Below are 12,559 nucleotides of genomic sequence, written 5' to 3'. Positions count from 1 at the left end.
CAGTTTGACAGCTTTGGCCATTGTCCCAGGGCCGGTCCGGCGCGACTATCGTTAGATTCATGGTGCTACTCCAACAATAAGAACCAGGAGTCTGACGATGCGTGATTATTCCGTGGCTGCAAGCGGCTTCGACTATCCCCAGGTGGCCAGCGCAGCCCTGTACGGCAGCCTCGATGCGCTCAATGCTTGTGTTGAATGTTGTGACCGACATATCGGCGGCAATCGTGTTGCACTGAACTGGGAGGGCCGCGATGGTAGCAGTGCCCAGTACAGCTTCGAGCAGTTGCAACAGTCGGCGGCGCGCCTGGCCAATGTGCTCAAGGCCCAGGGTGTGAGTGCCGGAGACCGGGTCGCCGGGTTGATGCCGCGTACCGCTGAGTTATTGATTACCGTACTGGCCACCTGGCGCCTGGGTGCGGTTTATCAACCCTTGTTTACGGCCTTTGGCCCTAAAGCCATCGAACACCGGCTGGAGCAGTCCGGGGCCAAGGTGGTGGTCACCGAGCCGCTCAACCGCAGCAAGCTCGACGATGTGCATGAGTGCCCGACGGTCATCTGCGTTGGCGCCCGGGATGGATCCGGTGATGTTGATTTCCACACGGCGCTGGCGGCTGCCAGTGATCGCTGCGAGCCTGTGCTGTTGGGCGCCGATGCGCCGTTCCTGCTGATGTTCACCTCCGGTACCACCGGTCCGGCCAAACCGCTGGAAGTGCCGTTGCGCGCCATCGTCGCCTTCCAGGGCTACATGCGTGATGCTATCGACCTGCGCCCGGAAGACAACTTCTGGAATCTCGCCGACCCAGGCTGGGCCTATGGTCTTTACTACGCCGTGACCGGGCCACTGGCGCTGGGCCATTCCACGACCTTCTTCGATGGTCCGTTCAGTGTTGAAAGTACCTGCCGGGTCATCAACAAATACGCCATCAGCAACCTGGCCGGTTCGCCCACCGCCTATCGCCTGCTGATCGCTGCCGGCAGTGAATTCAGCGCGCCGATCAAGGGCCGCCTACGGGTGGTCAGCAGTGCCGGGGAGCCGCTCAACCCGGAAGTCATCCGCTGGTTTGCCGACGAGCTGGGGGTGACCATTTACGATCACTACGGGCAAACCGAGCTGGGCATGGTGCTGTGCAACCACCACGGTCTGCAGCACCCGGTGCACCTGGGCTCGGCGGGGTTTGCCATTCCCGGGCACCGCATCGTCGTTCTGGATGAGCAGGCCAACGAGCTGCCGGCCGGCCAACCAGGGATCCTCGCCGTGGACCGCGAACAGTCGCCCTTGTGCTGGTTCGCTGGCTATCACGGCTTGCCGACCAAGTCCTTCGTCGGCAAGTACTACCTCAGCGGTGACACCGTCGAACTCAACAGTGATGGCAGTATCAGTTTTGTCGGCCGCAGCGATGATGTGATTACCACCTCCGGTTACCGGGTTGGCCCCTTCGATGTCGAGAGTGCGCTGATCGAGCACCCGGCAGTGATCGAGGCTGCCGTAGTCGGCAAGCCAGACCCGGAGCGTACCGAGCTGATCAAGGCCTTTGTGGTGCTGGCTAGCGGTCAGCAGCCCAGCGAGGAGCTGGCTGAAGCACTGAAACAGCATGTGCGTCAGCGCCTCTATGCCCACGCCTATCCACGCGAAATCGAGTTTGTCCGCGAGCTGCCCAAGACCCCGAGCGGCAAGCTGCAGCGTTTTATCCTGCGCAACCAGGAAATAGCCAAACAACAAGCTGCGCTGGCCTCGACCGCCAGCGCCTGAGGAAAGACCATCATGCAGATTGCCAACAAGAACTTCATCGTCAGCGGCGCCGCCTCAGGTCTGGGAGCTGCTACCGCGCAGATGCTCATCGAGGCCGGTGCTCAGGTGATGCTGGTCGACCTCAATGCCGAAGCCGTAGCCGCCAAGGCCCAGGAACTGGGCGCCAAGGCGCGCTTTGCGGTCGCCGACATCAGCCAGGAAGCCGCCGCCAAGGCTGCGGTGGATGCTGCCATTGGCGCTTTCGGCAGTCTCCACGGGCTGGTCAACTGCGCAGGCATCGTCGGCGCCGAGAAGGTCCTGGGCAAGAACGGCCCGCACGGTCTGGAAAGCTTCAGCCGGGTGATCAATGTCAACCTGATTGGCAGCTTCAACCTGCTGCGCCTGGTCGCTGCGGCCATGGCCGAAGGCGAAGCGGCTGCCGATGGTGAGCGTGGGGTGATCATCAATACCGCCTCGATTGCCGCCTACGACGGGCAAATCGGTCAGGCAGCCTACGCCGCGTCCAAGGGGGCGATCGCCAGCCTGACCCTGCCAGCGGCGCGTGAGCTGGCGCGCTTTGGCATCCGCGTAATGACCATCGCCCCGGGTATTTTCGAGACCCCGATGATGGCTGGCATGACCCAGGAAGTACGCGACTCGCTGGCTGCCGGAGTACCGTTCCCGCCACGCCTCGGCCGTCCACAGGAATACGCTGCGCTGGCGCGGCATATCATCGAAAACAGCATGCTCAATGGCGAGGTGATCCGTCTTGACGGCGCCTTGCGTATGGCCGCCAAGTAATTGCAGGAGTAGCTAACATGACCCTCGCCAATGATCCGATTGTAATCGTCAGCGCCGTGCGCACGCCCATGGGCGGTCTGCAAGGCGACCTGAAAAGCCTTAGCGCTCCACAACTGGGCGCTGCTGCCATCCGTGCTGCGGTCGAGCGTGCCGGGGTTGCCCCCGATAGCGTCGAACAAGTGCTGTTCGGCTGCGTGCTGCCAGCGGGACTGGGCCAGGCGCCAGCCCGCCAGGCGGCGTTGGGCGCCGGACTGAGCAAGAGCACCACTTGCACCACCCTGAACAAAATGTGCGGTTCGGGCATGCAGGCGGCGATCATGGCGCACGACCTGCTGCTGGCCGGCAGCGCCGATGTGGTAGTGGCGGGTGGCATGGAAAGTATGTCCAACGCCCCGTACCTGCTGGACAAGGCGCGCAGCGGCTACCGCATGGGCCATGGCAAGATCATCGACCATATGTTTTTTGACGGCTTGGAAGATGCCTACGACAAGGGCCGGCTGATGGGAACCTTTGCCGAAGACTGCGCCGAGGGCAACGGCTTTACCCGTCAGCAGCAGGATGATTTCGCCATTGCCTCGCTGACTCGCGCCCAGCAGGCGATCAAGGACGGCAGCTTTGCCAGCGAAATCGTGCCGGTAGAAGTGACCGAGGGCAAGACGCAACGTCTGGTCAGTGACGACGAGCAGCCGCCTAAAGCGCGCCTGGACAAGATTCCCCAGCTCAAACCGGCGTTCCGTGACGGCGGTACAGTCACGGCCGCCAACTCCAGCTCCATTTCCGACGGCGCTGCGGCCCTGGTACTGATGCGCCGTTCCCAGGCTGAACAGCAGGGGCTCAAACCACTGGCAGTGATCCATGGTCACGCTGCCTTTGCCGACACCCCGGCGTTGTTCCCGACGGCACCGATTGGTGCCATCGACAAACTGATCAAGCGCACCGGCTGGAACCTGGCCGAGGTCGACCTGTTCGAAATCAACGAGGCTTTTGCCGTGGTCACTCTGGCGGCGATGAAGCACCTGGATCTGCCGCACGACAAGGTCAACATCCATGGTGGCGCCTGCGCCCTGGGCCATCCGATCGGCGCGTCGGGTGCGCGCATTCTCGTGACCTTGCTCGCCGCCCTGCGCCAGAAAGGCCTGCGCCGCGGTGTTGCGGCGATCTGCATCGGTGGCGGTGAAGCAACCGCCATGGCCGTTGAGTGTCTGTACTGAGGTGCACCATGCTAGTCAATGACGAACAACAGCAAATCAGTGACGCGGTCCGTCAGTTCGCTCAGGAACGCCTGCGCCCGTTTGCCGAACAGTGGGACCGTGAGCATCGCTTTCCCAAGGAAGCGATCCAGGAGATGGCCGAACTGGGGCTGTTCGGCATGCTGGTGCCAGAGCAGTGGGGTGGTAGCGATACCGGCTACGTGGCATATGCGATGGCGCTGGAAGAGATTGCCGCTGGCGATGGCGCTTGCTCGACCATTATGAGCGTACACAACTCGGTGGGGTGTGTGCCGATCCTCAAGTTTGGCAATGACGCGCAGAAGCAGCAGTTCCTCACGCCTCTGGCCAGCGGCGCAATGCTCGGTGCCTTCGCTCTGACCGAACCACAAGCCGGTTCTGATGCCAGCAGCCTGAAAACCCGCGCCCGCCGCGAGGGAGATCATTACGTACTGAACGGTTGCAAGCAGTTCATCACCTCAGGGCAGAACGCCGGGGTAGTGATCGTCTTTGCAGTGACTGATCCGCAAGCCGGCAAACGCGGCATCAGCGCCTTTATCGTCCCGACCGACTCGCCTGGCTATCAGGTTGCCCGGGTCGAGGACAAACTCGGCCAGCACGCTTCTGACACCTGCCAGATCGTGTTCGACGATGTGCGGGTGCCGGTTGCCAACCGCCTGGGCGAGGAAGGCGAAGGCTACAAGATCGCGCTGGCCAACCTTGAAGGTGGCCGTATCGGTATCGCATCGCAGTCGGTGGGCATGGCCCGTGCGGCTTTTGAAGTGGCCCGCGACTATGCGCGTGAGCGCCAGAGTTTTGGTAAAGCGCTGATCGAGCATCAGGCCGTGGCCTTCCGCCTGGCCGACATGGCTACCCGTGTCGCTGTTGCCCGGCAGATGGTCTTGCATGCCGCAGCACTGCGTGATGCCGGGCGCCCGGCGCTGGTCGAAGCCTCGATGGCCAAGCTGTTTGCCTCGGAAATGGCCGAAAAGGTCTGCTCGGATGCCTTGCAGACCCTCGGCGGTTATGGCTATCTGAGTGACTTTCCGCTGGAGCGTATTTACCGCGATGTGCGGGTTTGCCAGATCTACGAAGGCACCAGCGATATTCAGCGCATGGTTATTGCGCGCAATCTTTGAAGGGAGCAGCTTGCATGTCATTTGAAACCATTTTGCTGGACATCCACGGCAAGGTCGGCCTGATTACCCTCAACCGGCCGCAGGCGCTCAATGCGCTCAATGCGCAGATTGTTGGCGAGATCAATCAGGCCCTGGATCAGCTGGAGGCCAACCCGAATATCGGTTGCGTGGTGCTTACCGGTTCGGCCAAGGCTTTTGCCGCAGGCGCTGATATCAAGGAAATGGCTGACCTGCGTTACCCACAGATCTATGTCGATGACCTGTTCAGCGATGCCGACCGTATCGCCAACCGCCGCAAGCCGATCATCGCTGCGGTATCCGGTTTTGCCCTCGGCGGCGGTTGCGAGCTGGCGATGATGTGCGACTTCATTCTCGCCGCCGACAATGCCAAATTCGGCCAGCCGGAAATCAACCTTGGTGTGTTGCCCGGCATGGGGGGGACACAGCGTCTGACCCGGGCCGTAGGCAAGGCCAAAGCGATGGAATTGTGCTTGAGTGGTCGTCTGATGGGCGCCGAGGAGGCCGAACGGGCCGGTCTGGTGGCACGTGTAGTACCACAGGCCGAGTTGCTCGAAGAAGCCTTGAAGGTGGCGGCAACCATCGCCAGCAAGTCGATCCCGATGACCATGATGGTCAAGGAAAGCGTCAACCGCGCCTTCGAGGTCAACCTGGCAGAAGGCGTGCGCTTCGAACGCCGGGTGTTCCATGCCGCCTTCGCGACCGAAGACCAGAAGGAAGGCATGGCGGCGTTCATCGCCAAGCGTGAAGCGCAGTTCAAGGACCGTTGACAGCCTCCTGTGTTGTTACAGGTTGAAGAAATACCTTTCGGCCGAAGCCAAAGTGATAGGCGCACGGTAGATATCGACGAGCTTGCCGGTGCGGGCATCAGTCATGCTCGTGCCGGCGGCATGTCGTTGGGCGGCGGTTTTCAGGTGCCCAACGATGAAGCTTTCGCGTGGTGTGTCCATGGCTGGATAGTGGAAATGGGCATACCACAGTCCCTCATTCTGGTGACGGATCTCGTACTCATCGAGAAAGTCGTCCGCGCGTCCCTTGACCTTGGCCAGTTGTGTTCGCGGACCTGCAGCACGAACCTGGACCTGACCATGATCGATCAGATACTGCACTTCTGCCATTCTCGGTTTCTGTACTAAGGCGGCCTGAGTTCGCAGCTTCAGTGCTTGGGTTTTCAGGGTCTGGGTCAACTCATCGAGCGACTTTATGGTCAGCGCGGCATCCTCGGTGCTCACCGCCTCATCGGTCTGGTTGGCGATGGTCAAGCGTTGCTCGATGGCTCCACGTTCAGCTTCCAGTTGCGATTGCTGATGCTCAAGCAGTTCTTCAATTTCGACCGGCAGATAGCTCGCAGAGTCTGCTTTTTGAAGGCTTAGCAGTACTGCGTGGGCGTTTGCTAACCGTATACGGCCGCGCTTGAGCAAGCGCTTCAGTGAAGGTGAAGTGCTCTGCGCAGGGGCGGGCCGGGGGCTGCTAGGCACTTCGACCCAGTCTTCCTGCGTATGTCGAAAGGTGCGTGACGGGGTCTTGTTGTCCGGGCCTGGAATGTCAACCAGTGTGTCATCGCCAGCCCTGGGTTCCGCCAACAGCAGGCCGTGCCCCGTGGTCTCGATCAGCCCGGGGACCTGGCTACGTAATTGCTTGACCGTGCTGGTGGGGGGGTAGTCGGGAAACTCGGCAAGATCCTGGTGCACGCTATCGGCCATCTGTTGCACGTGGCTGTGCAGTTGGGTCAGTACCGGTTGCATGGTGGGCTCTTGGAGTAGCGATTTCAGATTGTCCAGTTGTCGCAGTGTGGCACTGAACTGATCCTCAATGCTGCGCAGCAGGCGAACACTCAGCTCTATAGCCGGTTGTTCAAGGTCAGCCAGGCGCAGCTGCTGTGCAATACCCAGATTGAGGTTTTTCCAGGCACGATCCAGCCAGTAGGTTGCCGGGTCGTCCAGCGAGTACAGCAGGCTCAGACGGTTGAAGTTGTTTTCCACCCGCAGGAAACGCCACATCAGATGCTCCGAGGTACTTTCCTGATTTGCCTGAACCCAGTCATTGAGCTTGGTAATTTGTTCTTGTTGCCGACTGGCCAGACGATTCAACTGTTTTCGTGCCTGCGTCATCGACTGCGTAGCGGTGATCAGTTGTTCGAGCATTGACCCCATGGTGTCCAGGCGTTCCCTGGCGCTGCCATTGTCCGCGCCGGAAAGCGCTTCAGATGCGACCTGTTGGCCGGACAGCTCCAGCATCTGCGCGCGTAGTGGTAGAAAGAGCTTTTTCAGTGAGCCATAGCTGCTCTGTTCGCAGCGTATCAATTCGTAAAGCGCCGTTGGCCTCACGATCTTGTAGTCCGGGAATGGAGTGATCTCGTTACTTTCTTCCAGCATACGCAGGAGCTCAGTGAAGAACTGGGCGTAACCCTGGGTCTTGGTCAGTACCTGGCGTAGATGGTTTGTCTCGGTAATACGCGCAGCCAGGTCCAATGCCAGATCACGTTCAGCTTTCCCATCCTTCAACTGCTTGAGACTGACCACCAATTTGGCTTTCAATGCGCTGTTTGCTTGCGCCGCTTGTTGTGCTGCGTGTGCCAGTTGCTTGCGCAGCGGCATGCCCGCGCGAAGCCGCAGCGCCAGATCAAACTGCCAGCGACCGGCCTCATCCCTGGTCAACCAAGGGCCAGGTGCGTCTGCGTCATCGCCTCCAACAATACGGGGTTGTTCACGCATGGGGTCCATCTCGACCCGGTAGATCTGATTGTCCAGCCTCGCCCAGAGCTGATCGTTGTACAGGAACAGTCCGCGCAGCGGACCGCTTGGTATCGGGCTGTGCAATTGCGACAGGGCAACGTTGGCCTGCAGCTTTTCCAAGGCCACGCGTTGCATGGTTTTGAGTGTGTGATCAGGGCGAGCCCAACTGAAATCCAGTGGCGTCTCACTGGCTTGGACGGGTATCAGTGGGGTTGACGATGGAGCGGAAGGAATGTCTGGCAATAGCTCCACGACCGGTGTGTCCAGGCTCAAGCCTTGATAGGATTGAGAAAACAGCAACACAGCGACATTGACCAACAAGTTGATCAGCGCAATTCGCTTGCCGGTCGGGTCGTTCTGGGTATCGGCATTGACGTAGGCGGCCAGGGCAACGCTCATTTGCACGAGCCAGGCGGCCTTGGCCAGGACGCTACCCGTCAGTGGCAGAAGGGTGTTGAACAGTAGCCAGCCCAGTGCTTGCCAACGCTTCCAGCGTGTTGCTGCGGTGCTGGCTGATTGTGCCTTGAAGTGCTGGATAGTCTCTTCAACACAGGCCTGGTAGAGGCTTGCACCGATGTCAGGGAGTCGGGCTTCGAGCGAAAGCCTGGCCGGTGCCGGGGTACCAAACGGTACGGTGAAATCGTCCTCGACGGACCGGTACAGATGAGGCTCCAGGAACCCACCGTGGGCGTAGATCCGGCGAGACTGTTCGGGCAGGCGCTGGAGCAGGTCGTCTTGCAGTTCGCCCGGGCTACTGATAGCGACGAACAACGCCAAACGATCTGAAAACTCCAACAAGGGCTGCGCATGCATCGGACGATAAAGCACGCAAGGGCTTGTGGCCGGGTCTTCGGCTTCGATCAGCCAGGCATTGTGCAGCAGGTCCGACGTTGCGCCAGGCTCTCTGATCAAGCCCATCGGCCGTATCACCCAGGCATCCGGCGTGGGGCTTGGCAACGTTTGGAACGCCTGGCTGATGCCGCTTGCAGCGGCATCGCTCAAGCTCTTGTCACGCAGGTGCAGCTCAAGGGCGAATGCAGGAATCTGGGTGCGCAACTGGGCGTCGAACAGCCGCTGGCGCAATTGTCGCTGGTCTGAATCGTCGAGCATATTGTGCGTGAGCATCTGCGGATAAGACGTGCCGATGTCCAGCTTGCTGATCAGTTGACGCAGGTAGTTTTCGTCCATCCAGGTTGGCAAGGCCTGACCCGAAGCCGATACCAGTTCAACCCGTCCGGGTTGGAGCAGGCTTAGGTTGCCGATGGCGAGTCGAGCCAGTGAGAAGCGTACAGGATGGACTGTGCCATCGACGATCAGTGAATCCTGGCCGGGTATGGCCGCTGCTTCGACCTGATGGTTGATGACCACCATGTCGCGAACGGCCAGATTGTTGCCTGGGTGGTCGATTTCGATTTGCCGCTCCAGTTTCTGGTAACTGAACGTTTCGGCGTCGTCGATTCCGTCAAGCCAGAATTGTCCCGCAGCGTCGTCGTAGCTCTGTGCTGCATCAAGGAGCATCGCGCCATAGCGGCGCATGAGTGCCCCCTTGGCATTACGCAGCCAGTCCGGCAGGTGCTCGAAAAGTTGTTTACGGGCCTTCTGTTCTGCGGCGCTGCACAAATCAATCATCGAACTCAGGCGGTCCAGCTCAAGACTCATCAGCGCGGCGCTGTACTCGGATTGATACTGCTGCGCCAACACCCTAATCGTCCGCAGTTGTTGATTCAGCACACCCTGTGCTTGGGTCTCGAAATTGTTGCTTGGTGTGTGCGTCAGGTGCAGTTTCGGCCGTACGGCGCTCCTGTCTGGCCACAGTCGACCAAGCCCATCAAATAGCGCCTGACGTGAGGCTATCGGTACCAGTTGCCCGGATGTTGTGTAGATCAGCGTGACCGAACGCTGCGGCGAACTGTCTGGATGTTCGAGAAGCAGTGCGCTGGCCAGATCGGCATCCAGGTAGGCACTGGCTGAGGTGTCCAGCTCGAGCTGTTGCAGATCAAGTTTGCTGGCATTGGGCCAGGCGCTACGTTCCTGGGGGGTGGGGTAGCTGTAAATCAGTCTGGCCATGGCCGCAGCGGTCTGGCTCAGCGTGCCGGCATCGAAGCCGGTGTCGATGGCGGACTTGAAGTTTTGTCTGAGATAGTCCGTGTACCATTGCCAAGGTGTCAGCCCTGATCGGTCTGCTTCGCCCCAGAAGGCTACCAGGGCGTGTTGGTAATACTCCAGCAGGAAAGGGCCGGATTCATTGATCAATTGTTCAATAGCATGCAAGTCGATGTCTATGGCGCTGTGTGGGTCAGCGTCTTCTTTGAGGCTGAGGAAGTCCTCTGCGGTGGTGAGGTTGAGCGTGGCATGGCGGCAAAAGCGCTCGGCCAGGGCTTGCTGCAACGGGCGCACGTAGGTCCTTTCTGGTGTGCTATCGAGGCTGACCAGGTAGAGCAGGCGCGGGTCATGATGACTGATCTTGCGCGTCGACCATTGTTCTTCGAGGAGGCGGGCGCACACCTCGAACAGGGTTGGGCGCAGACTGAAATGATGGGCAACGGCGCAATTGAGGTCGGTGTTGAGGGCGAGGCGTTCTTGCAGACTCATGGGGGAGCGGCTCCACAATGGGTGAAGTGCTCATTCAACCGAGCGTGTCGGTCATCTGGGTTGTAGCGGGATAACACCTACGCGATGCTGCAGGGGCGGGTAAGCAGCCACGCACAGGAAAGCGTGCAGGCACTTCTACGGGGCCGATTAGCGGATTCCAGCCCGTTTCGGACTGTCGCGCTGTCATTTTTGTTGCCCAGTACGACGTGGCGCCTTAGACTCCCGCCCCTCGTAAATAGAGTGCCGTAGGGTGCTTGAAGAATTCCGCCGTCGGCGAACTGTCGGTGATGGCAATCCAATCGCTTAAATGCACGTTATTTTCATAGAGAAATCGATGACCAAGGAAAAGTTGCTGGCCATGCCGGCCGATGACTACATGAACGCCGAGCAACATGCGTTCTTCACCAAGTTGCTGCAGTCGATGAAAATCGAGACCCAGGAGCGCATCGAACAGAGCCGCATAGCTATCGAGAGTCTGGACACTCCCGCAGATCCGGCAGATGCCGCCTCTGTTGAAGAAGAGCGTACCTGGTTGGTCAACGCTATCGACCGCGACCAGCGCCTGTTGCCACAACTGGAGATGGCCCTGGAGCGAATCAGGGACGACAGCTTTGGTTGGTGCGACGACAGCGGTGAGCCAATTGGCCTCAAGCGCCTGTTGATCAGTCCGACCACCAAGTACTGCATCGAAGCTCAGGAGCGTCACGAGCAGATCGACAAGCACCAGCGTCAGGCCTGATCGGCAGTCTTTCCAAGGCCCCGTGGAGCGATCCCCGGGGCCTTGGTGTTTTTCGCCTGTTTGTTGCTTGTGGTGCAACACAGCTATACCGGCTATAGCTTTTTCCGCTGCAGAAGCGGGCGTATGATGGCGATATCGTTAGGTTGCTAATTAAATTCCGGAGGGAATGATGGATAGCCGAGTCGATGTCGCCGTGATGATTGGCAGTGGCGTTCCTGCGTCCTTGCAAGCGGTTGGCAAGCGTGTTTGCTGGGTAGTGTTGGTCAATGGCGAGCGGCGTGGCACTGCGTTCGCCAGCCGTGATGAGGCTGAGGAGTGCCAGATTGCATGGCTGGAGCAATTACGCGGTAGGCAACAGCCTGGAGCAATACGCCAGGCTGTTTGAAGGCGGGCTCAACGCTCCAGTGTTCGCGCCAGTTCGCAGGCATCGATGTGCCGGCAGCGGAAACCCTTGACCTGTCCAGTAGTGTGCTCGGTGATGTGAAAGAAGTTGATCCCGGCAGGCACCACGATGTAGCGCGTGCCATGCGCGCTTGAACCTGGGTTTGTAGTATTAAGGCAAGAAATGTTGCTTGCCTCTCGACGGATTTCGGTATTTTCGTGCATATTCCTTCCCTGTGATGTGTAGATTGATCCGGGGGCCCGTTCTGCCGAGGGGCCTGGATGTATCTATCGCATTTTCCTGGCAGTTTTGATGTCAGAAAGTACGTTTCCGTTGACGGAAATCTGCCGAATGCCTGTCGTGAGGCCGTAGCTGGCTTGCAAGGATGACGATTCCTTCAGGCTGCAGCACCCGGCCGCACAGACGCTTCGTGCTTTTACCCATTAGTCTTTCAGACTTCGACATTGAAGTGACGTTGCCTTCACGGGGCCATGCTGTTCCTGTGGGGACGTCGTGTAATCGGTTTGAGGAATTCTTCATTGGCAGTCAGTAATCTGGATACACACGCCTTGTTTGTGCTGGGCGATCTTCGGGCCAAACTGGTCAAACAGTTTCAATCGCGTTTTGTTTATGTCACCGAACAAAACGCCGAAGGTCTGTACATGGCCGAAATCGACACTGAAACCGCGCTGGTTGTCGATGACAAACAGCGATTGGAGCTCAAGGTCGGTGATCATTTCCGCGCTGCGGTATTGCCCAGTCGCGAAGGTGGCAAGCTGGAAGTTCGTTTTCGTGAAATCAAACTTACCGTCTATGGTTTGGGCGACTATGCCTTTGTCTCTGTGCCTGAAGGCGAGGGTATCGTCCTGCGTGAAGGCCAGGGCGTGGTGATGATTTTTGCCACTCACGAGCAGCTACAGGAAGGCCTCAGTAAGATCCTCAAGGCAGCCACCCGCAAGGTGGCCAAATGGCAGAAGGGCGAGCTGACCACGTTCAAGGCCAGCGAGTGAGCAAGCCGGCTGAGACGATAAAGGGACGTGCCGATTTTCATGCGCGGCATCAAGCTCAGGCCCGTGAGCAAGCCGAGCAATGGCTTGTGCAACGCGAGTACCTGCAGGGGCGCTGGTTCGATTGGGTGGCCAGCCAGTTGTATCAGTTGAGCCCGCCTGAGTATGCGGCCATGGTCCGCCGCGAACTGCAGGCACTGACCCAGTAG

General features: G+C 59.4%; 11 protein-coding genes. 9 read left to right on the top strand and 2 right to left on the bottom strand.

The genetic code is table 11. The features are described 5' to 3' along the window. Positions 1-97: 97 nt before the first annotated feature. From C6382_RS16250 to C6382_RS16230, 5 genes are read left to right on the top strand one after another with little or no spacing between them, the layout of a single operon-like run. Positions 98-1,750: an AMP-binding protein gene (locus tag C6382_RS16250; RefSeq protein WP_107025418.1), complete on the top strand. Its 1,653-nt coding sequence runs from the start codon at positions 98-100 to the stop codon at positions 1,748-1,750. A gap of 12 nt (positions 1,751-1,762) precedes the next feature. Beyond that, the gene (locus tag C6382_RS16245) at positions 1,763-2,530 is read left to right on the top strand and encodes an SDR family NAD(P)-dependent oxidoreductase (protein ID WP_107025417.1); all 768 of its coding nucleotides are present in this window, start codon (positions 1,763-1,765) and stop codon (positions 2,528-2,530) included. A gap of 17 nt (positions 2,531-2,547) precedes the next feature. Beyond that, the gene (locus tag C6382_RS16240; RefSeq protein WP_107025416.1) at positions 2,548-3,741 is read left to right on the top strand and encodes an acetyl-CoA C-acyltransferase; all 1,194 of its coding nucleotides are present in this window, start codon (positions 2,548-2,550) and stop codon (positions 3,739-3,741) included. Positions 3,742-3,749: 8 nt separating this feature from the next. Continuing rightward, positions 3,750-4,877: an acyl-CoA dehydrogenase gene (locus C6382_RS16235; RefSeq protein ID WP_107025415.1), complete on the top strand. Its 1,128-nt coding sequence runs from the start codon at positions 3,750-3,752 to the stop codon at positions 4,875-4,877. Positions 4,878-4,891: 14 nt separating this feature from the next. Continuing rightward, positions 4,892-5,665 (top strand): enoyl-CoA hydratase, encoded by a 774-nt coding sequence (locus tag C6382_RS16230; protein WP_107025414.1) that lies wholly within the window; start codon positions 4,892-4,894, stop codon positions 5,663-5,665. A gap of 15 nt (positions 5,666-5,680) precedes the next feature. Here the strand turns inward: C6382_RS16230 and C6382_RS16225 are convergent, their stop codons facing one another. Further along, positions 5,681-10,222 carry a DUF6543 domain-containing protein gene (locus tag C6382_RS16225; RefSeq protein WP_107025413.1) on the bottom strand — a complete coding sequence of 1,514 codons (4,542 nt, stop codon included), beginning with the start codon at positions 10,220-10,222 and terminating at the stop codon, positions 5,681-5,683. A gap of 334 nt (positions 10,223-10,556) precedes the next feature. Between C6382_RS16225 and C6382_RS16220 the strand changes: the two genes are divergently transcribed. Continuing rightward, a complete protein-coding gene (locus tag C6382_RS16220; protein WP_038612989.1) occupies positions 10,557-10,961 on the top strand; it encodes a TraR/DksA C4-type zinc finger protein in 405 nt (134 codons plus the stop codon). A gap of 169 nt (positions 10,962-11,130) precedes the next feature. Then, positions 11,131-11,346, top strand: coding sequence for a hypothetical protein (locus tag C6382_RS16215; protein ID WP_107025412.1), 216 nt, complete (start codon positions 11,131-11,133; stop codon positions 11,344-11,346). An 8-nt stretch (positions 11,347-11,354) separates the two neighbouring features. Here C6382_RS16215 and C6382_RS16210 read toward each other — a convergent pair whose 3' ends face one another. Continuing rightward, complete coding sequence (locus tag C6382_RS16210) at positions 11,355-11,567, bottom strand: hypothetical protein (RefSeq protein WP_107025411.1); 213 nt, start codon at positions 11,565-11,567, stop codon at positions 11,355-11,357. Between the two features lie 315 nt (positions 11,568-11,882). Here C6382_RS16210 and C6382_RS16205 point away from each other — a divergent pair, with 315 nt between their 5' ends. Further along, positions 11,883-12,353: a hypothetical protein gene (locus tag C6382_RS16205; RefSeq protein WP_107025410.1), complete on the top strand. Its 471-nt coding sequence runs from the start codon at positions 11,883-11,885 to the stop codon at positions 12,351-12,353. Then, positions 12,350-12,559 carry a hypothetical protein gene (locus C6382_RS16200; RefSeq protein ID WP_107025409.1) on the top strand — a complete coding sequence of 70 codons (210 nt, stop codon included), beginning with the start codon at positions 12,350-12,352 and terminating at the stop codon, positions 12,557-12,559. The genes C6382_RS16205 and C6382_RS16200 overlap by 4 nt, the downstream gene beginning before the upstream one ends.

It is taken from the genome of Pseudomonas sp. BBP2017 (assembly GCF_003024385.1).
Taxonomy (GTDB): domain Bacteria; phylum Pseudomonadota; class Gammaproteobacteria; order Pseudomonadales; family Pseudomonadaceae; genus Aquipseudomonas.
This window is presented reverse-complemented; position numbering and strand designations above follow the sequence as displayed.

What these genes read in the sequence shown, in the direction of transcription:
- C6382_RS16250 (WP_107025418.1), top strand. Translation starts at nt 98, where the DNA reads ATGCGTGATTATTCCGTGGCTGCAAGCGGCTTCGACTATCCCCAGGTG.
- C6382_RS16245 (WP_107025417.1), top strand. Translation starts at nt 1,763, where the DNA reads ATGCAGATTGCCAACAAGAACTTCATCGTCAGCGGCGCCGCCTCAGGT.
- C6382_RS16240 (WP_107025416.1), top strand. Translation starts at nt 2,548, where the DNA reads ATGACCCTCGCCAATGATCCGATTGTAATCGTCAGCGCCGTGCGCACG.
- C6382_RS16235 (WP_107025415.1), top strand. Translation starts at nt 3,750, where the DNA reads ATGCTAGTCAATGACGAACAACAGCAAATCAGTGACGCGGTCCGTCAG.
- C6382_RS16230 (WP_107025414.1), top strand. Translation starts at nt 4,892, where the DNA reads ATGTCATTTGAAACCATTTTGCTGGACATCCACGGCAAGGTCGGCCTG.
- C6382_RS16225 (WP_107025413.1), bottom strand. Translation starts at nt 10,222, where the DNA reads ATGAGTCTGCAAGAACGCCTCGCCCTCAACACCGACCTCAATTGCGCC.
- C6382_RS16220 (WP_038612989.1), top strand. Translation starts at nt 10,557, where the DNA reads ATGACCAAGGAAAAGTTGCTGGCCATGCCGGCCGATGACTACATGAAC.
- C6382_RS16215 (WP_107025412.1), top strand. Translation starts at nt 11,131, where the DNA reads ATGGATAGCCGAGTCGATGTCGCCGTGATGATTGGCAGTGGCGTTCCT.
- C6382_RS16210 (WP_107025411.1), bottom strand. Translation starts at nt 11,567, where the DNA reads ATGCACGAAAATACCGAAATCCGTCGAGAGGCAAGCAACATTTCTTGC.